The organism is Streptomyces sp. L7 (assembly GCF_050990935.1).
In the GTDB taxonomy this organism is placed as follows: Bacteria; Actinomycetota; Actinomycetes; order Actinomycetales; family Microbacteriaceae; genus Leifsonia.
The window spans coordinates 244,487-271,261 of sequence record NZ_CP194644.1 but is presented as its reverse complement, the minus strand read 5'-3'; the positions used below and the strand labels follow the sequence as shown (position 1 = coordinate 271,261).

22 protein-coding genes and 1 pseudogene are annotated in these 26,775 nt (G+C 71.1%); 13 read left to right on the top strand and 10 right to left on the bottom strand.

Annotated elements, in window-relative coordinates; all coding sequences use genetic code 11:
* Positions 1-90 precede the first annotated feature (90 nt).
* From ACR5MH_RS01370 to ACR5MH_RS01330, 9 genes are all read left to right on the top strand, one after another.
* Complete coding sequence (locus ACR5MH_RS01370) at positions 91-861, top strand: NUDIX hydrolase (RefSeq protein ID WP_431349301.1); 771 nt, start codon at positions 91-93, stop codon at positions 859-861.
* Positions 858-2,153 carry a quinolinate synthase NadA gene (nadA, locus tag ACR5MH_RS01365; RefSeq protein WP_431349300.1) on the top strand — a complete coding sequence of 432 codons (1,296 nt, stop codon included), beginning with the start codon at positions 858-860 and terminating at the stop codon, positions 2,151-2,153. Before ACR5MH_RS01370 ends, nadA begins: the two co-directional genes overlap by 4 nt.
* Position 2,154: 1 nt before the next feature.
* Complete coding sequence (gene nadB, locus ACR5MH_RS01360; protein ID WP_431349299.1) at positions 2,155-3,705, top strand: L-aspartate oxidase; 1,551 nt, start codon at positions 2,155-2,157, stop codon at positions 3,703-3,705.
* Entirely contained in the window at positions 3,699-4,559 is an 861-nt protein-coding gene (gene nadC, locus ACR5MH_RS01355) for a carboxylating nicotinate-nucleotide diphosphorylase (protein WP_431349298.1), read from the top strand. The genes nadB and nadC overlap by 7 nt, the downstream gene beginning before the upstream one ends.
* A complete protein-coding gene (locus ACR5MH_RS01350) occupies positions 4,556-5,704 on the top strand; it encodes a cysteine desulfurase family protein (RefSeq protein WP_431349297.1) in 1,149 nt (382 codons plus the stop codon). The genes nadC and ACR5MH_RS01350 overlap by 4 nt, the downstream gene beginning before the upstream one ends.
* 182 nt (positions 5,705-5,886) lie before the next feature.
* Positions 5,887-7,410 (top strand): MDR family MFS transporter, encoded by a 1,524-nt coding sequence (locus ACR5MH_RS01345; protein WP_433862198.1) that lies wholly within the window; start codon positions 5,887-5,889, stop codon positions 7,408-7,410.
* A gap of 88 nt (positions 7,411-7,498) precedes the next feature.
* On the top strand, positions 7,499-8,068 hold the full coding sequence (locus tag ACR5MH_RS01340; RefSeq protein WP_431349296.1) for a peroxidase-related enzyme: 570 nt from the start codon (positions 7,499-7,501) through the stop codon (positions 8,066-8,068).
* Positions 8,065-8,445, top strand: a complete 381-nt coding sequence (locus ACR5MH_RS01335) for a hypothetical protein (RefSeq protein ID WP_431349295.1) — start codon at positions 8,065-8,067, stop codon at positions 8,443-8,445. The genes ACR5MH_RS01340 and ACR5MH_RS01335 overlap by 4 nt, the downstream gene beginning before the upstream one ends.
* A gap of 11 nt (positions 8,446-8,456) precedes the next feature.
* Entirely contained in the window at positions 8,457-8,810 is a 354-nt protein-coding gene (locus ACR5MH_RS01330) for a DUF488 domain-containing protein (RefSeq protein WP_431349294.1), read from the top strand.
* A gap of 36 nt (positions 8,811-8,846) precedes the next feature.
* Here ACR5MH_RS01330 and aceB read toward each other — a convergent pair whose 3' ends face one another.
* Both aceB and aceA read right to left on the bottom strand, forming a co-directional pair.
* Positions 8,847-10,514: a malate synthase A gene (gene aceB / locus ACR5MH_RS01325; RefSeq protein WP_431349293.1), complete on the bottom strand. Its 1,668-nt coding sequence runs from the start codon at positions 10,512-10,514 to the stop codon at positions 8,847-8,849.
* 115 nt (positions 10,515-10,629) lie between these two features.
* Positions 10,630-11,937: an isocitrate lyase gene (gene aceA / locus ACR5MH_RS01320; RefSeq protein WP_431349292.1), complete on the bottom strand. Its 1,308-nt coding sequence runs from the start codon at positions 11,935-11,937 to the stop codon at positions 10,630-10,632.
* A 132-nt stretch (positions 11,938-12,069) separates the two neighbouring features.
* Between aceA and ACR5MH_RS01315 the strand changes: the two genes are divergently transcribed.
* Entirely contained in the window at positions 12,070-13,542 is a 1,473-nt protein-coding gene (locus ACR5MH_RS01315) for a helix-turn-helix domain-containing protein (protein WP_431349291.1), read from the top strand.
* A gap of 21 nt (positions 13,543-13,563) precedes the next feature.
* Here the strand turns inward: ACR5MH_RS01315 and ACR5MH_RS01310 are convergent, their stop codons facing one another.
* The 6 genes from ACR5MH_RS01310 to ACR5MH_RS01285 form a co-directional block, all read right to left on the bottom strand.
* Positions 13,564-13,956, bottom strand: a complete 393-nt coding sequence (locus ACR5MH_RS01310) for a hypothetical protein (protein WP_433862196.1) — start codon at positions 13,954-13,956, stop codon at positions 13,564-13,566.
* Positions 13,957-14,028: 72 nt separating this feature from the next.
* Complete coding sequence (locus ACR5MH_RS01305) at positions 14,029-15,954, bottom strand: cellulase family glycosylhydrolase (protein WP_433862195.1); 1,926 nt, start codon at positions 15,952-15,954, stop codon at positions 14,029-14,031.
* Positions 15,955-15,993: 39 nt separating this feature from the next.
* The gene (locus tag ACR5MH_RS01300; RefSeq protein ID WP_431349288.1) at positions 15,994-16,833 is read right to left on the bottom strand and encodes a carbohydrate ABC transporter permease; all 840 of its coding nucleotides are present in this window, start codon (positions 16,831-16,833) and stop codon (positions 15,994-15,996) included.
* A complete protein-coding gene (locus tag ACR5MH_RS01295) occupies positions 16,826-17,797 on the bottom strand; it encodes a carbohydrate ABC transporter permease (RefSeq protein ID WP_433862194.1) in 972 nt (323 codons plus the stop codon). The genes ACR5MH_RS01300 and ACR5MH_RS01295 overlap by 8 nt, the downstream gene beginning before the upstream one ends.
* Positions 17,798-17,869: 72 nt before the next feature.
* Entirely contained in the window at positions 17,870-19,174 is a 1,305-nt protein-coding gene (locus tag ACR5MH_RS01290) for an ABC transporter substrate-binding protein (RefSeq protein WP_431349286.1), read from the bottom strand.
* Positions 19,175-19,357: 183 nt separating this feature from the next.
* Positions 19,358-20,371: a LacI family DNA-binding transcriptional regulator gene (locus ACR5MH_RS01285; RefSeq protein ID WP_431349285.1), complete on the bottom strand. Its 1,014-nt coding sequence runs from the start codon at positions 20,369-20,371 to the stop codon at positions 19,358-19,360.
* Positions 20,372-20,606: 235 nt separating this feature from the next.
* Between ACR5MH_RS01285 and ACR5MH_RS01280 the strand changes: the two genes are divergently transcribed.
* The gene (locus ACR5MH_RS01280) at positions 20,607-22,013 is read left to right on the top strand and encodes an NAD(P)/FAD-dependent oxidoreductase (protein ID WP_433862193.1); all 1,407 of its coding nucleotides are present in this window, start codon (positions 20,607-20,609) and stop codon (positions 22,011-22,013) included.
* A 138-nt stretch (positions 22,014-22,151) separates the two neighbouring features.
* On the opposite strand, the gene ACR5MH_RS01275 is transcribed toward ACR5MH_RS01280, so the two are convergent.
* Positions 22,152-23,114 (bottom strand): PucR family transcriptional regulator, encoded by a 963-nt coding sequence (locus ACR5MH_RS01275; protein ID WP_433862192.1) that lies wholly within the window; start codon positions 23,112-23,114, stop codon positions 22,152-22,154.
* Between the two features lie 260 nt (positions 23,115-23,374).
* Positions 23,375-23,659 (bottom strand): annotated as a pseudogene (locus ACR5MH_RS01270) (PucR family transcriptional regulator ligand-binding domain-containing protein); the annotation flags it as partial.
* Between the two features lie 192 nt (positions 23,660-23,851).
* Between ACR5MH_RS01270 and ACR5MH_RS01265 the strand changes: the two are divergent.
* Together ACR5MH_RS01265 and ACR5MH_RS01260 are read left to right on the top strand one after the other, a co-directional pair.
* Complete coding sequence (locus tag ACR5MH_RS01265; protein WP_433862691.1) at positions 23,852-25,336, top strand: CoA-acylating methylmalonate-semialdehyde dehydrogenase; 1,485 nt, start codon at positions 23,852-23,854, stop codon at positions 25,334-25,336.
* A 19-nt stretch (positions 25,337-25,355) separates the two neighbouring features.
* Positions 25,356-26,768 carry an aspartate aminotransferase family protein gene (locus ACR5MH_RS01260; RefSeq protein WP_431349283.1) on the top strand — a complete coding sequence of 471 codons (1,413 nt, stop codon included), beginning with the start codon at positions 25,356-25,358 and terminating at the stop codon, positions 26,766-26,768.
* The last annotated feature ends 7 nt before the right edge of the window (positions 26,769-26,775 follow it).

The following is a 26,775-nucleotide window of genomic DNA, read 5'->3' as shown; positions in this document are numbered from 1 at the left end:
GCCCGCCCGTTTGGTGTTCTGGTCATGTTGACACTAAGATGGTGCGCAACTTAGGGTCACTGTGACCTTTAGTCGGACGGGAGGCCCGCGATGGCCGAGCACGAACGCGCGAGTGCGATGCTCGCCGTGTCGACGGTCATCTTCGCGCTCCGCTCCGACGAGCTCACCGGAGGGCGAGCCCAGGTCTGGCTGCCGCTGGTGCGCCGCATCCGGGCCCCGTTCGAAGGGCGCTGGGCGCTTCCCGGGGGCCCGCTCCGGGTCGGCGAAGACCTGGCGTACGCCGCCGCCCGCACCCTCGCCGACACCACCGGCCTCGCCCCGCGCTACCTGGAGCAGCTCTACACGTTCGGCGACGCCGTCCGCTCCCCCGGCGACGAACGCGTCGTCTCCATCGTCTACTGGGCGCTCGTTGGCAGCGCGGAGGCCGAAGCGGCGACGGCCGGAGAGAACGTCGGCTGGTTCTCGGCCGACGACCTTCCCGAGCTGGCCTTCGACCACAACGTCATCGTCGAGTACGCCCTCTGGCGGCTGCGCACGAAGATGGAGTACTCGCGCATCGCCCACGCCTTCCTGGGCGAGCGCTTCACCCTCGCCCAGCTCCGCGAGGTGCACGAGGCGGTCCTCGGCCGCCCGCTCGACCCGGCGAACTTCCGGCGGACCATCGAGTCCTCCGGCGCCGTCGTCGCCACCGGCGACTACCTCACCGGCACGCGGCACCGGCCACCGCGGCTCTACCGCTACAACGACTCGATCGACCTCGCCGACGCGGGGCCGCTCCCCCGGCAGCAGCCTCCTTTCGGCGCCCGCCGCCAACGTCCCACCCCGGAAACACGTCCCACCCCGGAAAGCGAGCAGTCATGACCATCGCATCGGTCGACACCACCATCCAGCTCATCTCGAGCGGCAGCCTCGACGGCGCCACCTGCGCCCCCGAGCTGGTCGACGGGCCCTGGCTGTTCGACTCCGCCCCGCCCTCGTACGGCCCGGGCGCTTCGCAGGACGACCCGATCCCCGCCTTCGCCCCGAAGCAGGGCGAGCTGCCCGAGGAATACCGCACCGCGTCGAAGGAGGAGCTCGCCGGGCGCATCCGCGCCGCCAAGGCGACCCTCGGCGACCGCGTCGCAGTGATGGGCCACTTCTACCAGCGCGACGAGGTCGTGCAGTTCGCGGACTTCGTCGGCGACTCCTTCCAGCTCGCCAACTTCGCCAAGGCGCGCCCGGAGGCCGAGACGATCGTCTTCTGCGGCGTCCACTTCATGGCGGAGACCGCGGACATCGTGTCCCGGCCCGAGCAGAGCGTCATCCTCCCGAACCTCGCCGCCGGCTGCTCGATGGCCGACATGGCCGACCTCGACTCGGTGCAGGAGTGCTGGGAGGCCCTGGAGGACCTGTACGGCACCGAGCCGGACGCCGATGGACGCGTGCCGGTCATCCCGGTGACGTACATGAACTCGTCGGCGGCGCTCAAGGCGTTCTGCGGCGAGCACGGCGGCATCGTCTGCACGTCGTCCAACGCGGCGACCGTGCTGAAGTGGGCGTTCGAGCGCGGGCAGCGCGTGCTGTTCTTCCCGGACCAGCACCTCGGCCGCAACACCGCCAAGGCGATGGGCGTCCCGGTCGAGCGGATGCCGCTCTGGAACCCGCGCAAGCCGCTCGGCGGCAACGACGAGACGTCGCTGAGCGAGGCGCAGGTCATCCTGTGGCACGGCTTCTGCTCGGTGCACAAGCGCTTCACGGTCGGCCAGATCGAGCACGCGCGCGCCGAGTTCCCCGGCGTCCGGGTGATCGTGCACCCCGAGTGCCCGATGGAGGTCGTGGACGCCGCCGACGAATACGGCTCGACCGACTACATCGTCAAGGCGATCCAGGCGGCGCCCGCGGGCTCCACCTTCGCCATCGGCACCGAGATCAACCTCGTGCAGCGGCTGGCGGCGGAGTACCCGCAGCACACGATCTTCTGCCTCGACTCGGTGGTCTGCCCGTGCTCGACCATGTACCGCATCCACCCGGGCTACCTCGCCTGGGTACTGGAGGGCCTGGTGCGCGGCGAGGTCGTGAACCAGGTGCGCGTGGCCGACGAGGTCGCCGCGCCCGCCCGGGTGGCGCTCGAGCGCATGCTCGCCGCCCGGCCGGACACGACGATGGCGGCCTGACATGGCCCGCGTCGTCGTCGTCGGGAGCGGGATCGCCGGGCTCGTCGCCGCGCTGCGTGCGGCCGAGCGCCACGACGTGACGATCGTGACCAAGGGCGGCATCGCCGACGGCAGCACCCGGTACGCGCAGGGCGGGATCGCCGCAGCGGTGTTCTCCGACGACAGCGTGGCCGACCACGTCGCGGACACGCTGCGTGCGGGCGCGGGACTGAACGTCGTGGAGGCCGTGGAGGCGCTCTGCGGCGACGGGCCGGCGCGGGTGCGTGAGCTGATCGCGCTCGGCGTCGCGTTCGACCGCGACGCGACGGGACTCGCCCGCGGGCTGGAGGCGGCCCACTCGAGCGCGCGCGTGCTGCACGCGGGCGGCGACGCGACCGGCGCGGAGATCGAGCGGGCGCTCGACGCGGCTGTGCGCGCCGCCGGCATCCGCGTGGTGACCGGGGCGTTCCTCCGCGATGTGCTCGTGACGGACGGCGCGGCCTCCGGGGTCGCACTGCGGCTGGCGGACGGCACCGAGGCCGAGCTCGACGCCGACGCTGTCGTGCTGGCGACCGGAGGCTGGGGGCAGCTCTACGCGCACACGACCAACCCGGAGATCGCCACCGGCGACGGGGTGGCGGCCGCGTACCGGGCCGGCGCGCTGCTCGCCGACCTCGAGTTCACGCAGTTCCACCCGACGGCACTGCGGCTGCTGTCCGCGGACGGCGGCTCGCGCACCTTCCTGGTGTCGGAGGCGGTGCGCGGCGAGGGCGCGGTGCTCCGCAACGCGCGCGGCGAGCGGTTCATGCTGGACGTCCACCCGGACGCGGAGCTCGCGCCGCGCGACGTCGTCGCGCGCGGGATCGCCGTCGAGATGGCGGCTCAGGGCGGCCTCCCCGTCGTGCTCGACGCCACCGCGCTCGGCGCGGAGTTCCTCGCACACCGCTTCCCCACCATCGACGCCGCCTGCCGGGCCGCCGGGATCGATTGGTCCCGCGAACCGGTTCCGGTCACGCCCGCCGCGCACTACGCGATGGGCGGCGTGGTCACCGACATCCTCGGGCGCACGAGCGTCCCCGGCCTGTTCGCGGTCGGGGAGGTCGCCTGCACGGGCGCGCAGGGCGCCAACAGGCTGGCCTCGAACTCGCTGCTGGAGGGGCTGGTGTTCGCCCACCGCGCGGCGGAGACGATCGGCGAGCCGTGGGCCGAACTGCCCGACTGGGTCGCCGAGCCCGGCCCCGCAGCGTCGGCCGCGATCGAACTCCCGGAGGGCGCCGAGCCGTTCGACCGCGCGCGGCTCCAGTCCATCCTCTGGGCCGGCGCCGGCCTCCACCGCGACCGCGCCGGCCTCGAACGCGCCGCCCGCGAGCTCGCCGCCTTCCGGATGCCCGAGCCCGGCGAGGACGCGAACCTCCTTCAGCTCGGCCGCCTGGTCGTCGCCTCCGCCCTGTCGCGCGAGGAGTCGCGCGGCGCCCACTTCCGCTCCGACTTCCCGCTGCCGGCGACGGGTACGCCCCGCCACACCGTGCTCGCACCGCTGTCCGTTCCTACCGAGGTGACCGTTCCATGCTGACCCGCCAGACCATCCACGACGTCGTCCGAGCCGCTCTCGCCGAGGACGCGCCGTGGGGCGACCTGACCAGCGAGCTGCTCATTCCCGAAACGGCATATGCCACCGCGCGGCTTTCCGCGCGCGAGCCCGGCACGTTCTCCGGGGGCGCCGTCTTCGCCGCCGCGATGACGCTGACGGACCCCGCCATCGAGGTGGGACTGGCCGTTGCGGACGGCGACGCGTTCGAGGCGGGCGACACCCTCGCGACCGTGAGCGGCCCCGCCCGCTCGGTGCTGCAGGGCGAGCGCGTGGCCCTGAACTTCGTGCAGCGGATGTCCGGCATCGCGACGCTCACCGCATCGTTCGTCGCGGAGGTCGCCCACACCTCCGCCCGCATCGTGGACACCCGCAAGACCACGCCCGGCCTCCGCGCGTTCGAGCGGCACGCGGTGCGCAGCGGCGGCGGCCACAACCACCGCTACTCGCTGTCCGACGCGGTGATGGCCAAGGACAACCACCTCGCGATCCTCACCGCCCAATCCGGACTGTCGGTGACCGACGCCCTCCGCCGGGTGCGCTCCGAGCTGTCGCACACCACGCACCTGGAGGTCGAGGTGGACCGCATCGACCAGATCGAACCGGTGCTCGCCGCCGGGGTGGACACGATCATGCTCGACAACTTCACACTGGACGACCTGCGCGAGGGCGTCGCGATCGTCGGCGGCCGCGCGATCGTGGAGGCCAGCGGCAACGTCAGCCTCGCCACCGTGCGCGACATCGCCGAGACCGGCGTCGATGTGATCTCCTCGGGCGCGCTCACGCACAGCGTCCGCTCGCTCGACCTCGGCCTGGACGTGGTGCTGGAGAACGCATGACCGGGCTGTACCTCGACGCCGCCGCGACTTCCGCGGTGCGCCGCGAGGTCCTGGAGGCGATGTGGCCGTACCTCACCGGCGACTTCGGCAACCCGTCGAGCCACCACGCGGTCGGCGAGTCGGCGGCGCGCGCCCTGGCCGCCGCGCGCGCGACGGTCGCGGAGTGGCTGGGCTGCCGGGCGTCGGAGGTCGTGTTCACCTCGGGAGGCACCGAGGCCGACAACCTCGCGGTCAAGGGGATCGCGCTGGGCGCGCCCCGCGGCCGGCACCTGGTGACGACGCCGATCGAGCACGAGGCGGTGCTGGCCTCCGTCGACTACCTGGTGCGGGTGCACGGGTTCGAGGCGACGTTCGTTCCGGTCGGTCGCGACGGCCTGGTGTCCCCCGCCGACTTCGCCGCGGCGCTCCGGCCGGACACGACGCTCGCGAGCGTGATGCTCGCCAACAACGAAGTGGGCACCGTCCAGCCGGTCGCGGAGCTGGCGGCGTCGGCGCATGCGCTAGGCGTCCCCTTCCACACCGACGCGGTGCAGGCGGCGGGCTGGCTGCCGCTCGATGTCCGCGCGCTCGGGGTGGACGCGCTCAGCGTCTCCGGGCACAAGCTCGGCGCCCCCAAGGGGATCGGCGCGCTGTTCGTGCGCGGCCGGCTCCCGCTCGAGCCGGTGCTGCACGGCGGCGGCCAGGAGCGCGGGCGCCGATCCGGGACCGAGAACGTCGCAGGGGCGGTCGCGCTGGCGACGGCGGCCCGGCTGGCCATGCGCGACCGGGAGGCGAACGCCGCCCACGCGACGACCGCGCGCGACGCGTTCACGGCCGCGGTGCTGGCGCAGACACCCGGAGCGGAGCTGACCGGTCACCCCTCGTCGCGCCTGCCGGGGACGGCCTCCTTCGTCTTCCCCGGGACGAACGGCGAGACCGTGCTGCTGGAGCTGGAGCGGCGCGGGATCGTCTCCTCCAGCGGATCGGCCTGCGCCGCCGGCAGCGAGGACGCCTCGCACGTGCTCCTCGCGCTCGGCTACGACGAGGACATCGCCCGCACCGCGGTGCGCTTCTCCTGGAGCCCCGACATCACCGAAGCCGACCTCGTCGCCGTCGCCCCTGCCGTCGCCGACGCCGTCCGCGAAGTCCGCGGCCTCGCCTCCTGACCCCCTCCCGCCCGCCCGCCCAGCCGTCTCTTCCTCACTTTCTCCCGCAACACGCCGAGTGGAGGCGGGAGAAAGTGAGGAAGAGATGGCTGCGGTATTCCGGGTTACGCGGAGAGTGAACGGGGCGGTGAGTTCATCTGATCGAAACCCACGGTGTCGGGGGTCGCGGATAGTGTGGACCGGTGACTGAGAAGACCTCACCTGCGCCTCGCGCCGACGCCATCGACACCGAAGCGACCCGTCAGGCCGAGGGCGGGTCGCACAACGGCCAGCCGCGCATCGCGGCGCGCGATCAGCGCGTGATCTGGCTCCTGCTCTCCGCCACGTTCGTCGTGATCCTCAACGAGACGATCATGAGTGTCGCCATCCCCAAGCTGATGGACGACCTCCACATCGACGCACTCGCCGCGCAGTGGCTCTCGACCGCCTTCATGCTCACGATGGCGGTGGTCATCCCGATCACCGGCTTCCTGTTGCAGCGGTTCACCACCCGGCAGGCCTTCATCGCGGCGATGTCGCTGTTCTCGCTCGGCACGCTGGTCGCCGCCGTCGCGCCCGGGTTCAGCATCCTCGTCGTCGCCCGGGTGATCCAGGCATGCGGCACCGCCATCATGCTGCCGCTGCTGATGACCACCCTCATGACGCTGGTGCCGCCGGCGCTGCGCGGCCGCACGATGGGGAACGTCTCCATCGTCATCTCGGTCGCGCCCGCGATCGGCCCGACCATCTCGGGCGTCATCCTCAACTTCCTGGCGTGGCGCTGGATCTTCCTGATCGTGCTGCCGATCGCGCTCGTCATGCTGCTGATCGGCGCGAAATTCGTCGAGAACGTCACCGAGACCCGCAAGAGCCGGGTGGATGTGCTCTCGGTCATCCTGTCGGCGCTCGGCTTCGGCGGACTGGTCTACGGGCTGACGCTGAGCAGCGAGACCGGGCCGGCCGCCGCCGGCAACGGGCCGATGCTGTGGGGCTCGCTCGCCGTCGGCGTCGTCGCGCTCGCCGCGTTCATCACCCGGCAACTGCTCCTCCAGCGCACGGACCGCGCGCTGCTCGACCTCCGCACCTTCCGCAGCCCGATCTTCACGGCCGCGATCGTGCTGATGGCGATCACGACGGCGTCGCTGTTCGGCGTCATCATCGTGCTCCCGCTCTACCTTCAGCACGTGCTGCACCTCGACGTGCTCGGCACCGGCCTGCTCCTGCTGCCCGGCGGCCTGGTCATGGGGCTCGCCGCGCCGTTCGTCGGCCGTCTCTACGACCGGATCGGGCCGCGCCCGCTGGTGATCCCCGGAGCGATCCTGGTCAGCCTGGTGATGTGGGGGCTGACGATGGTGACCGAGACCACCCCGATCTACCTGGTGCTCGTCGCGCACATCACGATGAGCCTCGGCCTGGCGCTGATGTTCACGCCGCTCTTCACGGCCGGCCTCGGCGCGGTGCCTCCGCACCTGTACTCGCACGGCAGCGCGATCCTCGGCACCATCCAGCAGGTCGGCGGCGCGGCGGGCACGGCGCTGCTGGTCGCCGTGCTGTCGGCGCAGACCGCGACCCTCGCAGCGGGCGGAGCCTCGCTCGACGCGGCCACCGCGGGCGGGATCCGTGCGGCGTTCTTCGCGGCGGCGATCATCTCGCTGTTCGGGGTCGTCGGCTCGTTCTTCGTCGGCAAGCCGGCGGACGCGCCGTCCGAGGCGGCCTTCGCGCACTGAGCGGCCGCGCACGCCTCTGCGCTCGTCCGCTCTGGCACGCCCGGCCCGCCGGTGGCACGATGAATCCCGCGAGGTGCGAGGAGGACACATGACCATCATCCAGACCGTCGAACCCGGCGAGGCGACCGGCGACATCGCCGAGATCTACGCGAAGGACGAGCGCGACCTCGGCTACGTGGCCGAGTACACCCGCGTGATGGCGTCCAATCCCGAGGCGTACCGTGCTTGGGAGCAGCTCGTCCGGGCGATCATCGCCCAGCTCGGCGTACGGCGTTTCGAGCTCGTCACCCTCGCCGCCGCCGAGGGCACGCGCTCCCAGCACTGCCGCCTCGCGCACGGCCGCAAGACCCTCGCGGTCATGGACGCCGCCGACGTGGAGGCCGTCGCCCGCGACTTCCACGACGCCGGACTGAGCGAGGCCGAGGTCGCGATGATGGACTACGCGAAGCGGGTCAGCGAGGACTCCGCGTCCATGACCGATGCCGACTCCCTGCGGCTGCGTGAGCTCGGCTTCACGGACCGCGAGATCGTCGACATCACACTGGCCGCCGCGGCTCGCAACTACTTCAGCCGCGCCATCCAGGCGCTGGCCGTGTCGGTCGAAATCCCGCCCGGACTCGGCGACAGCCTCCGCGACGCGTTGCTGGCTCCGCTATGAGCGCCGAGGAGCTGAGGCCGGTCGAGGCGATGAGGCCGGTCGAGGAGATCGGGCCGATCGTTCGGGAGATCGTGCAGGACGTCACGCTCGCCAACCCGCGCCCGGTCGGCCGTATCCAGACGCGCCGCATCACGATGCAGCCGGACGTCGCCGGCGGCCTCCACCTCCACAACGGCCCGGTGGTGGGCTCGATCGAGCGCGGCTCGGCGTTCTACCAGGTCGAGGGCGGTGCGGTGGTCACTCTGGAGGCCGGCGACACCTTCTACGAGGAGGAGGGCGCCCGCATCGCCCGGTTCGACGCCGGACCCGAAGGGGTCGTCTTCCTCGCCCACTTCCCGGTCGGCACCCACGAGGAGCCGACCCTCACGATGCTGTAGGAGGTCTCGACATGGTCTACCGCGTCAAGCGCGTCTACGACCCGCCCGCCGTGGAGGACGGCCTCCGCGTGCTGGTCGACCGGCTCTGGCCGCGCGGCCTCACCAAGGAGAAGGCGAAGGTGGACCTCTGGCTCAAGGACGTCGCGCCGTCCACCGAGCTGCGGCGCTGGTTCCACCATGAGGCGCCCCTGTTCGACGAGTTCGTCGTGCGCTACGACGCCGAGCTCGACGCGAACCCGGCGGTGGCGCAGCTCCGCGAGCTGGGCGACACGCATCCCGTCGTCACGCTGCTCGTCGGCGCGCGCGACCCGGAACTGAATCAGGGGGTGGTGCTCGAGAAGTACCTCGAGCACCACCCCCGGTGACGGCAACCACAGCCGTCGACGCCGGCCACGCCCGGTTCAGACGGCCGGCGCCAGCTCCTCCACGGTCTCCTCGATCTGCTCCTGCGACGGCTCGTCCACCAGGAACCAGGTGTAGGCCGGGATGGTCAGGAAGGTCGGGAACTCCTCCGCGAGCGACACCTCCGCCAGCAGTTCGGCCGCATCGTCGAAGCGGTCCGCGACTCCCGCGGTGCGCGCGTCCGCGCTGAGCCGGATGCACTCCTCGGCCAGGATCCCGGCGACGAGCGCACGGTCGACCGGCGTTCCCTCGGCGGTGACGACCCGGTTCTCGATCCACTGCCGCAGCAGCGAGCGGGAGATCTCCGCGGTCGCGGCGTCCTCCATCAGCCCGTCGATCGCGACGGCTCCCGTGCCGCGCAGCCAGGCCTCGATGTAGCGGAGGGCGACCGAGACGTTCGAGCGCACTCCCGCGTCGGTGACCGTGCGACCGGCCGACGTGACGTCGAGGAGTTCGGCCGCCGTGACGTGCACGTCCTCGCGCAGCCGCTCGACCTGGTTCGGCCGGTCGCCGAGCACCGCGTCGAACTCGGCGAGCGCCGTCGGGATGAGGTCGGGATGCGCGACCCAGGTCCCGTCGAAGCCGTCGCCGGCCTCCCGGCGCTTGTCGTCGGCGACCTGCGCGAGGGCGCGCTCGGTCGCCTCGGCGTCGCGGCGGTTCGGGATGAAGGCGCTCATGCCGCCGATCGCGTGGGCGCCGCGCTTGTGGCACGTGGCGACCAGCAGCTCGGTGTACGCCCGCATGAACGGGACCGTCATCGTGATGCCGCTGCGGTCGCCGAACGCGAAGCGCTTGCCGCGGCCGAGGAAGGTCTTGATGATCGAGAAGATGTAGTCCCAGCGGCCGGCGTTGAGGCCGGCGCAGTGGTCGCGCAGTTCGTAGAGGATCTCCTCCATCTCGAACGCGGCCGGGATGGTCTCGATCAGGACCGTCGCCCGCACCGTGCCGACCGGCATCCCGATCCGCTGCTGGGCGAAGACGAAGATGTCGTTCCAGAGCCGCGCCTCCAGGTGCGACTCCAGCTTGGGCAGGTAGAAGTACGGTCCGCGGCAGGACGCGACCAGCTCCTCGGCGTTGTGCCAGAAGTACAGCCCGAAGTCGGTGAGGGAGGCGCTGGCCGGGGTGGTGCGCCCGGCCCGGTCGGTGAAGGCGAGGTGCTTCTCGACCAGGTGCCAGCCGCGCGGGCGCATCACGATGGTGGGCGTGTGCTCGTGCGGGGTGGTGACCCGGTAATCCTTGCCCTCGGGGCTGGTGAAGGCGAGCTGCCCGCGGACGGCGTCGAACAGTGTGCGCTGGCCGCCGACGACATTCGCCCAGGTGGGACTGGTGGCGTCCTCCTGGTCGGCGAGCCAGACGCGGGCTCCCGAGTTGAGGGCGTTGATCGCCATCTTCGGGTCGGTCGGGCCGGTGATCTCCACACGGCGGTCCTCCAGGCCGGGGCCGGCGCCGGCGACGCGCCAGTGCGGGTCGTCGCGGATCACCTCGGTGGTGCTGAGGAAGCGCGGGTCGCGGCCGTTGCCTGCCTCCTCGCGACGACGTCGGCGCTCCTGCAGGAGTTCCTGGCGGCGGGCGGCGAAGGCCTGGTGCAGGTGGTCGACGAAGGCGAGCGCCTCCGGGGTCAGGATGTCGTCGGTCCCGTCGACGCGGGGCCCGGTGATCTCGATCATGGTCGTATCTCCTTCTCGTCTCCCCCGCCATCCGTTCCTCACTTTCTCCCGCCTCGCACTGCGTGTCGGCGCGAGAAAGTGAGGAAGCGATGGCTGGGGACGGGGGTGGGTGGGGTTAGAACTGGTGTTGTTCGGTGGAGTCGACTAGGGCGAGGGTGGCGCTTTCGGGGTTGAGCGCGGTCGCGATGCGGTCGAAGTAGCCGGTGCCGACCTCCCGCTGGTGGCGGGTGGCGGTGTATCCGGAGCTCTCGGAGGCGAATTCGGCCTCCTGGAGGTCCACGTACGCGCTCATCTGCCGGTCGGCGTAGTCCTTGGCGAGCGTGAACATGGAGTAGTTGAGGGCGTGGAAGCCCGCGAGGGTGATGAACTGGAACGCGTAGCCCATCGCCGCCAGCTCGCGCTGGAACCGGGCGATCGTCTCGTCGTCCAGGTGCTTGCGCCAGTTGAACGACGGCGAGCAGTTGTAGGCGAGCTTCTTGCCGGGGAACTCGGCGTGCACCGCCTCGGCGAAGCGGCGCGCAAGCTCCAGGTCCGGCTCGGCGGACTCCACCCAGAGCAGGTCGGCGTACGGCGCGTAGGCGAGGCCGCGGGCGATGACCGGCTCGATGCCGCCTGTCACCTCGTAGAAGCCTTCCGCCGTGCGCGTGCCGGTGAGGAACGGCCGGTCGCGCTCGTCGTGGTCGCTGGTCAGCAGCGTTGCCGCGAGCGAGTCTGTGCGGGCGATCACGATGGTGGGGACGCCCGCGACGTCTGCCGCGAGCCGCGCGGCGTTGAGGGTGCGGATGTGCTGTCCGGTCGGGACGAGCACCTTGCCGCCCATGTGGCCGCACTTCTTCTCGCTGGCGAGCTGGTCCTCCCAGTGCACGCCCGCGGCGCCGGCCTGGATCATGCTGTGCATGAGCTCGTACGCGTTGAGCGGGCCGCCGAAGCCGGCCTCCGCGTCGGCGACGATCGGCGCCATCCAGTCGGCCACCGGGCCGTCGGGGCCCTCGACCTGGCCGGCGCGCAGCAGCGCGTTGTTGATCCGGCGGACGACCGCGGGAACCGAGTTGGCCGGGTACAGGCTCTGGTCGGGGTAGGTCTGGCCGGACAGGTTGGCGTCGGCGGCGACCTGCCAGCCGGAGAGATAGATCGCCTCCAGGCCCGCGCGGACCTGCTGGACGGCCTGGTTGCCGGTGAGGGCGCCGAGCGCGGCGACCCACTGCGCGTCCGGGCCGCTGCCCTCGCGCTGGATGAGCTCCCAGAGCTTCTCGGCGCCGCGTCGGGCGAGTGTCTGCTCCTCGCGCACCGGGCCGCGGAGCGCCACGACGTCCTCGGCCGTGTAGTCGCGGCGGATGCCGGACCAGCGCGGGTCGGCGTCCCACTCGAGGCGGAGCTCGGCGGCGGTCTGCGTCGTGTCCCCGGGACGGGCTGCGGTGTTCATCGTGACCTCCATCGGTCGGATCGGATGACACGATCGTGGCCCGGCCGCAACACGTCCGGAGAGGATCCGTCGACAGAAATTCGCGGGTTCTTCTGTTTGCCAGAACTTCGCCGGAGTGTCAGCATGGCCTGCATGACCGACACCGCTGTCCGGATCGACGACGAGCCGATCGGAGCCGACGCGCTCACCCTCGGCCGGCGCGTGCGCGCATTCCGCCTCGAGAAGGCGATGACGCTGGAGGCCCTCGCCGCCGCGATCGACCGCGCGCCGTCCCAGGTGTCCGCGATCGAGAACGGCAACCGCGAGCCGCGCCTCGCCCAGCTCCGCGCCATCGCCGCCGCCCTCGGCGTGACCGTGGACGACCTCCTGGCCCCCGACGCCCCCGACGAGCGCGCAGCCCTGGAGATCGCGGTCGAGCGGGCGCAGCGCGGGCCGGTGTTCGGCGCGCTCGGGATCGACCCGGTGCGGGTGTCCAAGGCGGTCCCCGACGCGACGCTGCGGGCGATCCTGGCCCTGCACCAGGAGGTCGCGCGTCTCCACAAGGAGCGCGCGGCGACCCCGGAGGAGGCCCGCCGCGCCAACGCCGAGCTGCGTGCGACGATGCGCGCCCGCGACAACTACTTCGCCGACCTGGAGGCCATCGCCGCCGACCTCCTGACCGCGGTCGGCCACTCCGGAGGCCCGGTCTCGCACCAGACCGTTGCGGATATGGCCGACCGCCTCGGCTTCTCGCTGCACTACGTGGGCGACCTCCCGCACTCGACCCGGTCGGTGACCGACAAGCGCAACGGCCGCATCTACCTGCCGACCGAGCAGTCGGCCTCCCGCGACTCCCGCTCCCCCATCCTTCAGGCGTTCGCCTCCCAGCTCCTCGGTCACGACGAGCCCGGAAATTACGCCGACTTTCTGCGACAGCGGGTGGAGACCAACTACCTGACCGCGGCGCTGCTGCTGCCGGAGAAGGACGCCGTCGCGTTCCTCGCCGAGGCCAAGAACTTCCGCCGCATCTCGATGGAGGACCTCCGCGACGCCTTCGCGGTGTCGTACGAGACCGCCTGCCACCGGTTCACCAACCTGGCGACCGCGCGGCTCGGCATCCCGGTGCACTTCATGAAGGTGCACGAGTCGGGCACCATCATCAAGGCCTACGAGAACGACTCGGTCGCCTTCCCCTCAGACGCGCTCGGCGCGATCGAGGGCACGCCGGTCTGCCGGAGCTGGACCGCCCGGACGGTCTTCGACGTCGCCGACCGGTTCAGCCCGTACTACCAGTACACCGACACCCCGCGCGGGACGTTCTGGTGCACCTCCCGCATCGAGAAGGCCAAGGAGGGCGACTACTCGGTCAGCGTCGGCGTGCCGTTCGCGCACGTGAAATGGTTCCGCGGCCGCGAGACCACGCACCGGGCCGTGTCGCGCTGCCCCGACGAATCGTGCTGCCGCCGCCCGTCCGGCGCGCTCGCGGACCGCTGGGAGGGGATGGCGTGGCCGGCGGCCCGCACGCCCACGTCGCTGCTCGCGGCGCTGCCGACAGGGACGTTCCCCGGAGTGGACTCGACGGAGGTCTACGACTTCCTCGAGCGCCACGCGCCGACGGACTCCTGATGCGAATGCCGAAGGGCTGGGTCAAACGTCCTTGATCGTCCAGGACACCACGGTCGCCGCGTGGCTCGTGTCGGACATCGTGCAGACGACGACGATCCCTCCGGAGCCGGCGACGGGTTGTGCCGGGTGGACGCCGACCATCATGCGCGGCGCGCCGTCACCGAAGTCCTGGAAGGTGTCTCTGGACGCCAGGAACGGCTCGATGCTCGAACCCGGGTTCTTGGACACGTACTCGTCCTGCGCGACGGCCGCGCAGGCCTTCCATGCGGTCTGTTCGGCTGTCTCCGCCTCCCCGCTGGGCTCTACGGTGGGTGCGGCGGCCGGTGTCGTCGTGGGGGCCGCGACGTTCGTCGTCGCGGCGTTCGTGGGCGGCGCATCCGACGCGCATCCGCCCAGAGCGACCGACAGGAACACCGCGATAACGGCGGCCGCGACGGCCTGCCGATTTCCCCCAAGGTCATGGTTGGACCGTAGCAGAGGTCCGAGTCAGTCCAGCACGACCTCGCGCACCGCCACACCGTACGGGTCGAGCGCCAGGTCGCCCGACGCGTCGCCCGCGAGCGTCCGAAGCTCCCCCGCCACGACCGGCCGCACCGTGACCGGTGTCGCGTGCTGCGACACGAACACCGCGAAGCGCCGCCCGTCGTCGTGCACCAGCGTGTCCACGAAGACCCGCGGGTCGTCGAGGCGCACGTCGCGCTCCACATCGGCCACCGAGGCCAGCGCGTCGTACAACCGCCAGGTGTCCTCGGGGTTGCTGCGCGCCCGCGCGGACGCGAAGTACTCCAGCGGATAAGTCGACAGCACCGCGCGGCCCGCGCCGTGCTCCTTCACCACGATCGCCGGGCGGCCGTGCGAGTCGACAGCGATGACGGTTCCGGAGGTCGCCCGCACCGGCAGGAACGTCCGACCGTTCTCGTTGCCGGCCACGGGGAACGTCAGCACCGTCCCGGCGGTCAGCGGCCCGAAGTCCATCACGAACCGGATCGTCGCCGTCTCGTCGGTCACCGGCTCGGCCAGACCGTACGCGCTCTGCAGGCGCACGCCGAAGAGCGCTTCGGTGTTCGTCCACCACGGCCCGCGCTGCACGCCGCTGTCGCCGTGCGAGTACGACGCGTACACGGTCGCTCCGTCGCGGGCCAGCTCCTCCAACTGCAGCCAGGAGGTCGCGCACAGCTGTTTGATCGACGGCAGCAGGTACAGGCCGTAGCCGACCGGGATGCCGCCGTCCTCCCGCTCGCGGACCACGGCGACCGGGATGTGCGCCTCGTGCGCCGCGAGGTACGCCTGCTCGCCGGTCGCCACGATGTGCGCCCGCTCGGCCTCGTTCGTGAACGGGTAGTCCGCCTCCAGGTGCGACGGCACGACGATCGCGGCGTCCACCGGCGTGCGGTTCGCGTTCGGGAGGTCGATGGCCGCGAGGTCGGCGGCGAACCGGGCCAGCTCGCGCAGCGGCGGCTTGGGCGCACCGTGACGGTCGGTGATGCCGAAGTGCATCTCGAACGGGTGGTGCGAGTAGGGCCGCTGGTCGGCGAGGTCGTCGTAGTCGCTGTTGTTCCACGCGATCCAGCCGGTCGCTCCGGCGAGCAGAGTCGTGTAGAGGAGCTGCCGGTAGTAGGAGGCCGCGCCCTCGTCGGAGACGAAGTCGCTGGTGAGGCCGAACTCCTCCATGATGACCGGGAGGCCGACAGCGGAGAGCTCCGCGATGTACGCCGCCTTGAGGTGCTGCCGGGTCTGGTCGGTCTCCATCCGGTAGACGTGCGGCCCGACGAAGTCGGTGAACCGCGCGAGGTCGCGCACCGAGAAGCCGTTGTCGTGACCGGTCGTCTCGATGCCCCAGGCCCCGTCGCCGACCGCGACCGGCTGCGTGCCGCCGCCGGCGCGGACGGCGTCGACCAGCAGGGAGGCCCAGGCGTCCACGATCGGCCGCGGCGCCTCCCCGCCGTAGATCGGCATCTCGTTGGTCAGCAGCCAGCCGGCCACTGCGGGATGCGCGGCGAACCGCGCCGTGAGCTCCCGCACGTACCAGGCCTGCCGCCCGACGAACCAGACGTCGCTGTAGAGGTCGCGCCCCTCCCGCCACGCCGGGTCCCAGTTCTCGCCCGACATGTGGCCGACCAGGAAGGTCGGCACCGTCGTCATCCCGGTCTCCGTGTGGGCATCCAGGAAGTCGGCGAAGTTCGCCAGACACTGCTCGTCGAGTGTGTCCGGGGTGGGATGGAAGTCCGGCCAGTAGAAGAACGACCGGGTCATGGTGAGGCCGTGATCGGCGAGCACTCGCAGTTCCTGACGGATGATCGCGGGGTCGTAGCGCTTCCACATGAGCGGGCCGCCGGTGCGCGACCAGAAGTTCGCTCCGAGCCAGACCACAGGGGTTCCGTCGACGGCGAGGAGGGGAGACGGGCGGTCCATGATTCCTTTCGGGGGCAGGTGTTCAGGTGCTGTCGCGGGTCACTTGACGGCGCCGGCGGTCAGGCCGGCCACGAAGCTCCGCTGCAGGATGAGGAACGCGACCACGATCGGGATCGACACGACGAGGGAGGCCGCCATGATCTGGTTCCAGTACACATTCGTCTGAGTCGAGTAGAGCTGCAGGCCGACCGCGAGCGTCCGGTTCTCGTCCGTCGTCATGACCGAGGCGAACAGCACTTCGCCCCAGCTCGTCATGAACGAGTAGATCGCGACCGCGATCAGGCCGGGCTTGGCAGCAGGCAGCACGACGTGCCAGAGCGCGCCCATCGGACCGGAGCCGTCGACCATCGCCGCCTCGTCCAGGTCCCGCGGGATGCCGTCGAAGTAGCCGGCGAGCATCCAGATGGCGAACGGCAGCGCGAACGTCAGGTAGGTGATCACCAGTCCCCAGCGGGTGCCGACGAGCTGGATGCCGACGGCTTGGTTGATGTTCACGAAGATGAGGAACAGCGGCAGCAGGAACAGCACGCCCGGGAACATCTGCGTGGACAGCACGGTCGTGGTGAAGATGCTGCGGCCCTTGAACCGGTACCGCGACACCGCGTAGGCGGCGAAGACGGCGATGATCAGGCTCAGGATGGTCGCGGCGCTGGCGACGATGACGCTGTTGACGAAGTACGACGCCAGCGGCACCGTCGACCACATGTCGATGAACGGCTGGAAGGTGATGTTCGTCGGCCACCAGGTGAAGGCGCCCTGCACGTCCGCCAGCGGCTTCACCGACGAGGTGATCATCACGTAGAGCGGCACCGCAGTGAACAGGGTCAGGAAGACCACGACGACCCAGCGGAAGACTTTGGACGAGACGGTCTCACGCATTGCGGTTCCTCCGGTTGAGCACGATCAGGTAGATGCCGGACACGATGAGCAGGAAGATCAGCAGCAGCACGCTCATCGCGGCTCCCGAGCCGAAGTTCCAGGTCAGGAACGACGCGTTGTAGATGTGGAACGAGATCAGGTCGCCCGCCGCGGGCTGCGCGTTGCCGAACAGCACATAGGGCGTGTTGAAGTCGTTGAACGTCCACAGGAACATCACCAGCAGCAGCACGGCGTTGACCGGCCGCAGCATCGGGAGGGTGATCGACCGCCACTGCCGGAACGGCTTCGCGCCGTCCACCGCCGACGCCTCGTAGACCTCGCCCGGGATGGACTGGAGGCCGGCCATCAGCATCAGGAAGGCGAACGGCCACAGCCGCCAGATCGCGACGATGACGATCGACCAGAACGCGTTGTCGCCGATCAGCCAGAACGGCTTCTGGCCCGGGAGGCCGAGGTTGTCGAACAGGAAGTGGTTGACCGCCCCGGTGTCCTTCTGGAGCATGAACTTCCACGTGATGATGCCCGCGTAGAGCGGCAACGCGTAGGGCACGAGGAAGAGGGTGCGGAAGAATCCGCGCCCGCGGAACCGGCCCTGCAGAGCGACGGCCGCGGCCATCCCGAGCGCCCAGGAGAGCCCGACCACGAGGATCGTGAAGCTGCAGGTGATGAGGAACGAGGTCAGCAGGCCGGCGCCGATGGACGTGTTGAAGTCCAGCGCGACCTGGTAGTTCTTGAGGCCGACGAACGGCGCCTCGCTCCAGTTGGCGATGAAGAACTTGGTGAGCTGCAGGAAGCTGATCCAGATGCCGGTGGCCATCGGGATGACGTGGATGAGCAACTCGAAGATGATGGCCGGCGCCAGCAGCACCAGCGGAAGCCACCAGCCCTTGGGCCGCTTGCGGCGGGTCTTGGCCGGTGCCGGCGCCTCGGCGGGGCTGGTCCGGACGGATGTCGTCGTCGACATGGAACTCCTTCGGTGGGTGCGGCGGCCGGGCGGGGGCGAATCCCGCCCGGCCGTCGCGGTGGGGCTAGGAACCTAGCCGCCGATCGACTGCTTCACCTGGTCCTGAGCCGTGCTCAGAGCCGACTTGATGTCGGAGTCGGAGACAGTGCCTCCGGTGGCGATCTTGGCGAACATGTCGTTCATGGCCTTGCCGACGGTGTTCTCGAACTGGTCCTCGGCCGGCACCAGCGGCAGCGGCTTGGACATCGTGTTGTAGATCTTCTGGAACGTGGCGGCCTCGTCCGCGTTGTCGGTGAAGTTCGGCTTGGCGCCGTTCAGCACCGGCAGCGTCGAGTAGGGCTTGCCGAGGGTGGACTGCACCGACGAGCTGGTCATGTACTTGACGAACTCGAGGGCGGCGTCCTTGTTCTTGGTGTTCTTGAAGATCGACAGGTTGATACCGGCGACGTGGCTGGCGATCTGCTTGCCGCCGTCCGGAGCCGGGAACGGCACGACGCCGTACTGGTCGGACTTCATCCCGTTGGCGACGATCGAGCTGTCCGCGTTGTTCTGGCTGAGGATCATCGCGACCTTGCCGGTGGCGAAGTCGTTCACCGCCTGCACGCCGTTGTCGTACTGGGCGTTGGAGGTGTTGACGACCTTGTCGGTCTGCATCAGATCGAGGTAGCGCTTGATGCCGTCGATGTTCGCCTGGCTGGTGAACGTCGGGTTGCCCTTGCCGTCGAACCAGGAGCCGCCGTTCTGCGCCGAGTTGATGAACGCGAAGTGCGCGTTCTCGGTGTAGCTGCCGGCCGCGAGCGAGAAGCCGTACTGCGTGCCGTTCGTCAGCTTCTTGGCGTCGGCGACGAGCTCCTCCCAGTTGGTGGGCGGCTGCACGCCGGCGTCGGTGAACATCTTCTTGTTGTAGTACAGGCCGTAGGCGAGACCGTAGAGCGGGACGCTCGTCACTGTCTTGCCCGGGGCGCCGCCGGTCTGCAGGGCGGTCTTCACGAACTTGTCGCTGCCTCCGATCGCCTTCATCTCGCTGTCGCCGAACGGCAGGAACGCGCCGGTCGCCTGCAGGGAGGCGGCCCAGGTGTTGCCGATGTTCAGGACGTCCGGGCCCTGGCCGGAGGTGACGGCGGTCTGGATGCGCGTCTGCAGGTCGTTCCAGCCGATCACCTCGAGCTTGACCTTCACCCCGGTCTGCTTGGTGAAGTCGTCGAGCACCGGCGTCAGGACCTGCTTGTCGTTGTCGAGGCTGGTGCCCTGGTTGCTCGCCCAGTACGTGATGGTCGACCCACTGGCCGACGATGTCGAACCACTGCTGCTGCAGCCCGCCGCCACGAGCGAGATCGTGGCCGCCAGCGCCGCGGCGGCGATGACGCGTTTCCTCATTGTGACTCCTTCGTCTCTTGATGGGCGCCGCCGCTCCCGTCCCCAGGGAGCGCGCCGTGCGCCAGGGCGACTATAACTGAACCGGTTCAGTGACCTCAAGCGTTGACACCCCTGGTTTTGGGGGTATATCGGATACGTTTTCGAGGGCCCTGGTCAGGCCGCGAATCCGCTCGGCACGCGTGCTCAGGCGGAGACGCGGACGCTGGTCGATCGCACGACCAGCTCCGACGCGCGCGCGGTCCGCGTCGCCGTCGCGACCCCGGCGAGCTCGTCCAGCAGCATCCGGGTGGCGCGTCTGCCCTGCTCCTCCGGGAACCGTGCCAGCGCGGTCAGCGGACGCGAGCCGATCCGGCAGATCAGGGAGTCGTCCCAGCTGACGAGAGCCACATCGTCGCGTCCGGCCCGGCTGAGGGCGGCCTGCGCGCCGAGCGCGAGGAGGTCGTTGGAGGTGACCAGCGCGGACAGCGACCGGTCGCCCGCGTGCGCCGAGGCGATGCGCTCGCCGGCCTCCATCGAGTAGTCGGACGGCTCGGACGACGCATGCATCCCGAGCTCGGCCGCGAACCGCGCGATCGCATCGGCGCGCTCCTGCTCGTGCTCGAACTCGGCCGGCCCCTGGATATGGAGGATGCGGCGGTGCCCGAGCCCGTGCAGGTGGTCGACCAGGATGTGCGCGTCGCCCCACGCGTCGTAGAGCAGCACGCGCCCCGGCGCGACGCTCTCGTTGTTGCCGTGCAGCACGAACGCCAGCCCGAGCTGGTCGAGGAGCGCCGGCCGCGGATCGCCCACGGTGATGTCGAAGAGCATGACGCCGTCGACGCGCTGCTCGGCGCTCCAGCGGCGGTAGGCGGCGAGGTCCTGGCCGTTGGAGGGGCCGATCATGCGCAGCAGCAGCGACTGACCGCTCTCGGCGAGTTCGGCCTCCACACCGGCCAGCAGGCTCATGTAGTAGGGCTCCGTGCCGAGCAGCCCGGGATCGCGGCGCAGCACGATGCCGATCGCGTCGGACCGGGCGCGGGACAGCGCGCGGGCGCTGGAGCTGGGATGCCAGCCGAGCTCGTCGGCGAGGTCGAGAACGCGCCGCCGCGTCTCCTCGCTCACGCCGGGCTGGCCGTTGAGCGCATACGACACCGACGCTTTGGACAGTCCCAGCCGGTCGGCGAGGCCGCCGATCGTCACCCGGGTCGCTGACACCACGTCGTGCTCCTTCCGCGCCGACCGCTCCGCGCGGCCGATCGGGGAAAGAGTACATCGAACTGAAGCGGTTCAGACCGCGTGTCGGGCGGGCGGAGCCGCGCATCCGCGTCGGACGGTCTGCCCGGAGTCGGGTCGGATTCGCGACGGACATCCCGCGCGCAACCCGGCAGAATGGGCGGCACCAGCACCTCACCGGCACCGACAGCGCCGACGACCGCACCAGGAGGGCATCGCCGTGGCCTCAACCGTGTTCGAACGACAGGCACCACCGGCTGCCGTGGTGAGCCACGCGCTCGCCCCGGCCCGGCAGGCCGTGTTCTGGATCGAGGACGCCCCCGGCGACCGCTACCCGCGTTTCCGGGGCGACATCGAGTGCGACCTGGCCGTCGTCGGCGGCGGCTACACGGGCCTCTGGACCGCACTCCTCGCCAAGCGCGAGAACCCCTCCGCGCGCGTGGTGCTGCTGGAGGGGCGCCGGATCGGCTGGGCGGCCTCCGGGCGCAACGGCGGCTTCTGCGAGGCGAGTCTCACGCACGGCGACGAGAACGGCCGCGCCCGCTTCGGCCGGGAGTTCGACGAGCTGCAGCGGCTCGGGTCGGCGAACCTCGACGAGATCGAGGCGACCGTCGGCGAGCTGGGGCTGGACGCCGACTTCGAGCGCAACGGCGCGATCGACCTCGCGACCGAGCCGCACCAGGTCGAGTGGCTGCGGGAGGGCGCCGAAGGCGAGCACGCACGCTTCCTCGACCGGGAGGCGGTGCAGGCCGAGGTGCACTCCCCCACCTATCTCGGCGGCCTCCTCCGCACCCGCGACTCGGCGCTCGTCCACCCCGCCAAGCTGGCCCGCGCGCTCGCCCGGGCCTGCGAGGCGGCCGGGGTCGAGCTGTTCGAGCGCTCGCCGGTGGAGGGCATCGCTGATGGCACCACGCTCTCCACGCCGGGGGGCGTCGTGCGGTCGAAGCGCACGGCCCTCGCCCCGAACGTCTTCCCGAGTCTGCTCACGCGCAACCGGTTGGCGACGGTGCCGGTCTACGACTACGTGCTGATGACCGAGCCGCTGAGCGTGGAGCAGCTCGCGTCGATCGGATGGTCGGGCCGCCAGGGCCTCGGCGACTCGGCCAACCAGTTCCACTACTACCGGCTCACGCGCGACGACCGGATCCTGTTCGGCGGCTACGACGCCGTCTACCACTACGGCGGGCGCGTCCGCGAGCGGTACGAGGACCGGCCGGAGACCTTCCGGAAGCTGGCCGCGCACTTCTTCACGACCTTCCCGCAACTCGAAGGCCTCACCTTCACGCACCGCTGGGCCGGCGCGATCGACACCTGCAGCCGGTTCTGCGCGTTCTTCGGCACGGCCAGGCGCGGCACGGTCGCCTACGCGACCGGCTACACCGGGCTCGGCGTCGCGGCGACGCACTTCGGCGCCCAGGTCATGCTCGACCTGCTGGCGGGCCGGGAGACCCAGCGCACGCGCCTGGAGATGGTCCGCAGCCGCCCGCTGCCGTTCCCGCCCGAACCGGCGGCCTCCCTCGGCATCAACCTGACCCGCTGGTCCCTCGACCGGGCGGACCACCACGAGGGCCGCCGCAACCTGTTCCTCCGCACGCTCGACGCCGTCGGGCTGGGCTTCGACTCCTGACCGGCCCGCAGAACGTGCGCGAATAGCCACCGCGACCTTCGTGACGAATCGCGACTTCGGCCTTCGTGCCGAATGTCGCGAATGCGGCGGCGAAAGGCGACATTCGGGCCGAATGTGCGGGAGCGCCGGCCCGGCGCGTCAGCGTCGGATGCGGCGCGCGAGGACCGCCGCGTGCAGCGCGCCGATCGTCTCGCCGTCGTCCAGGTCCAGCCCCAGCAGGTCCTCGATGAGCGCGATCCGCTGGTAGAACACCGACCGGGAGAGGTGACTCGCCGCGGCGGCGCGCGTGCGGTTGCCCGGGTGGCTCAGGTAGGCGCGCAGCACCTCGATCAGGTCGCCGTCGTTGGCGAGGTCATGCTCGATGAGCGGGCGCAGCATCCGCTCGGCGTACTCCTGCAGCCGCGGGTCGTCGCCGAACGCGGTGACCAGGCGGAGCAGCGGTCGGCTCTCGGCGCGCTGCACGACGGCGTGCCTCCCTCGGCCGCCACCACCGCGCCCGGTCAGCTCCACGGCCTCCTCGACCGAGGACAGCAGCCCGGGGATGCCGTGCGCGTCCGAGCCGACGCCGACCACCGCGGCGTCCCCTGCCGCAAGCGCGTCGGCGACCGCGTCCGCGCCCGGCCGCCCCAAGCGCGACGACACGGCCACGACGAGGAGCCCTGGCGATGCGGGATGCGGCGCCGCGATGGCCTCCGACCCCGCCGTGCGCGCGGCCTCCAGGGCTGCGGCAGCCGCCTTGGCCTCCACCCGCCCCGACCGGGTGCGCACCGCCACACCGGCCAGCACGCGTTCGCCGACCGGGAACCCGGACGCCTCGAACCGCGCGGCCATGCCGCCGTCGCCCGCGAAGCGCCGCCCGAGCAGCGCCCCGAGCAGGGCGTCGTGGCTGCGCCGCGTCCACTCCTCCTCGTCGCGGTCGGCCAGGCGGCTGAGCGCCAGCGCGACGGCAGCCTGCTCCAGCACGCTCGACCGCCCGGCGGGATGCGGCTCGCCGGGGAGCGCGACCAGGTGGCCCCAACGCATCCCGCGGGCCTCCACCGGCGTGAGCGTCCAGCCCGGCTCCCCGTCCCCTTGTGCGCGGCGCGCGAGCGCTGCTCCCAACGCTCCAGCTCGGCCTCGCCGTCGCCGACGTTCTCGGCGACGAGCACCTGATGGCCGGTGTCCTCCAGCACCACCGGGCAGCCCAGCACGCGCGCCGCCTGCGCCACGATGAAGTCGGCCGGACTGCCGCGGAGGCTCAGCCCGGTGAACAGCTCGCGGATCTCGTCCCTGGCCCGGAGCGCGACGGTCTGGTCGTCGATGATCCTGGCGTGCACCGCCTCGGTGACCGCGACGAAGCGCGCCTCGCGGTGCAGGACCACGAACGGGAGTCCCGCAGCCCGGAACTCCTCCAGCAGGGCCGCCGGCGCCTCCGGCGTGCGGGGGCCCAGCTCGAGGACGAGGCCCGCGATCTCCGCGTCCGCCAGGTCGCGGCCGAGCGCCCGCAGCGCGCGGGCGTCGCGCGGCCAGCCGAGGCCCGTCGCCAGCAGCAGCTCGCCGCCGGAGACCAGCCGCGCCACGTCCGCCGTCTCGGCGACATGCACCCAGCGCACGAGGGTGTCGAGCGCGCCCTCCCCGGCGAGGACCTCCGGCAGTGCGTCGGCCATCGGATCCATCCGCAGCACCTCGCGGACGGTCGGCAGAAGCATCCGCTCCGGCGCCGGACGAACTGTCTCGTCTTGTCCGAACGCCCGACGATCTGGCCTCATCGTTGGCTCCTCCGCTCTGTGATCATGGGGATTGCAAGCCTACTTCGCCGCCGGGCATTCCGTCCGGCGCAGCATCTCCAGGAGGATCCCGTGGCCCTCATCCGCCACTTCGTGAACGGCGAGGAGTCCGGCGACCCGGCCCGCCTCGGCCCCGTCTTCGACCCCGCCACCGGCGTCCGGCAGCACGACGTCGTACTCGCCAGCGCCGCCGAGACCGCGGCCGCGATCGCGGCGGCGAAGGCCGCACTCCCGGGCTGGCGCGCCACGAGCCTCACCAAGCGCGCCGACGTGATGTTCCGGCTCCGCCACCTCCTCACCGAGCGTCGCTCCGACCTCGCCGCGATCGTGACGAGCGAGCACGGCAAGGTGCTCTCCGACGCCGCGGGCGAGATCGGCCGCGGGCTCGAGAACGTCGAGTTCGCGTCCGGTCTGATCGACAAGCTCAAGGGCGAGTACAGCGAGCAGGTCTCCACCGGCGTCGACGTCCACAGCGTCAAGCAGCCGGTCGGTGTCGTCGCCTGCATCACGCCGTTCAACTTCCCGGTCATGGTGCCGCTGTGGATGGTCGCCAGCGCGATCGCCTGCGGCAACACCGTCGTCCTGAAGCCCTCCGAGAAGGACCCGTCGGCCTCGGTCTTCCTCGCCAAGCTGTTCGCCGAGGCCGGCCTGCCTGCGGGCGTGCTCAACGTCGTCCACGGGGACAAGGAGGCCGTCGACACCCTGCTCGACTCCCCCGACGTCGCCGCCGTCTCCTTCGTCGGCTCCACGCCGATCGCCCGTTCGATCTACCAGCGCGCCGCCGCCAACGGCAAGCGCGTGCAGGCGCTCGGCGGGGCGAAGAACCACATGGTGGTCCTCGAGGACGCGGACATCGAGGCCGCGGCCGACGCCGCCGTCTCGGCCGCCTACGGCTCGGCCGGCGAGCGCTGCATGGCGGTCAGCGTGCTGGTCGCGGTCGGCGAGGCGGGCGACCGGCTCGTCCCGGCCATCCAGCGCCGGCTCGGCTCGCTCACGATCGGCCCCGGCACCGACCCGGCCAGCGACATGGGCCCGCTCATCACGCGCGAGCACCGCGACAAGGTCGCCTCCTACGTGGCGAAGGCCGCCGCGGAGGGTGCAACCGTCGTCGTGGACGGCACGGCGCAGGAGTTCGACAACGACGGCTTCTTCGTGGGGGTCAGCCTGGTCGACCACGTCACGCCGGGCACCGCGGTCTACGACGACGAGATCTTCGGACCGGTGCTCTCGGTCGTCCGCGTCGACACGTTCGAGGAGGCGGTCGCGCTCATCAACGCCAACCCGTACGGCAACGGCGTCGCGCTGTTCACGCGCGACGGCGGCGCCGCCCGGCAGTTCGAGTTCGACGTCGAGGTCGGCATGGTCGGCATCAACGTCCCGATCCCGGTGCCGATCGGCGCCTACTCGTTCGGCGGCTGGAAGAACTCCCTGTTCGGGGATTCGCACATCTACGGCCCCGAGTCGTTCCACTTCTATACGCGCAGCAAGGTCGTCACGACGCGCTGGCCCGACCCGGTGCACTCGAAGATCGAGCTCGCGTTCCCCGGCAACTCCTGAGCCGAAAGAAGCCAACGCAATGACCGACACCATCGACACCACCGTCCGCACGGGCTTCACCGACCGCCGCGGGGTCTCGCACTCTTTCGGGGACGCCGACGAAGAGACCCAGGTCCGCAGCGACGACCGCAGCCACGTCTTCCACTCCTGGAGCGCGCAGGCGCAGATCGCCCCGCTGCCGATCGCCGCGGGCGAGGGCTGCACGTTCTGGGACTACCAGGGCAACGCGTACCTCGACTTCAGCTCGCAGCTCGTCAACCTCAACCTCGGCCACCAGCATCCCGACCTCGTCGCCGCCATCCAGCAGCAGGCCGGACGCCTCGCGACCATCCAGCCCTCGATGGCGAACGATGTGCGCGGCGAGCTGGCCCGCCGGATCGCCCGCGTCGCGCCCGGGACGCTGAACCGGGTGTTCTTCACCAACGGCGGCGCCGACGCCAACGAGTACGCCGTCCGGATGGCCCGCCGGGTGACGGGACGGAGCAAGGTGCTGTCCATGTACCGCTCCTACCACGGCGGCACGGCGACAGCGATCTCGCTGACCGGCGACCCGCGCCGCTGGGCGAACGAGCCGAGCGACCCGTCCGTCGCGCACTTCTTCGGCCCGTACCTGTACCGTTCGGCGTTCCACGCCACCACACCGGAGGAGGAGACGCAGCGCGCGCTGGAGCACCTGGAGAGCGTCATCGTCCTGGAGGGCGCCGCGACCGTCGCCGCGATCATCATCGAGACGATCGTCGGGACGAACGGCGTGCTGATGCCACCGCCCGGCTACCTCGCCGGCGTGCGCGCGCTGTGCGACAGGTACGGCATCGTCTACATCGCCGACGAGGTGATGGTCGGCTTCGGCCGCGTCGGCGAGTGGTTCGCCGTCGACGCGTTCGACGTGGTGCCGGACCTGATCACCTTCGCGAAGGGGGTCAACTCAGGCTACGTACCGCTCGGCGGCGTGGTCATCTCGGACCCGATCGCGAACTTCTTCGACGACGTGTCGTTCCAGGGCGGCCTGACCTACTCGGGTCACCCGCTGGCCTGCGCGGCTGGGGTGGCGACGTTCGACGTGTTCGAGCGGGACGGCATCCTCGAGCGCGTGCGCGACCTCGGCGAGCGCGTCGTGGAGCCCGAGATCACCGCGTGGCTCGACCGGCACCCGTCGCTCGGCGAGGTCCGCGGCCGCGGCCTGTTCTGGGCGCTGGAGCTGGTGCGCGACCGAGAGACGCGTGAGCCGCTGGTGCCTTTCAACGCGGCCGGCGCGGACGCGGCCCCGATGGGCGAGGTCGCCGCGGCGTGCAAGGCGGCGGGCGTCTGGCCGTTCACGCACTTCAACCGCATCCACATCGCACCGCCGCTGGTGATCCAGGAGGACGAACTGCGCCGGGGCCTCGCCGCGATCGACGCCGCGCTCACGGTCGCCGACCGCTACGCCGCCTGATCCGCTG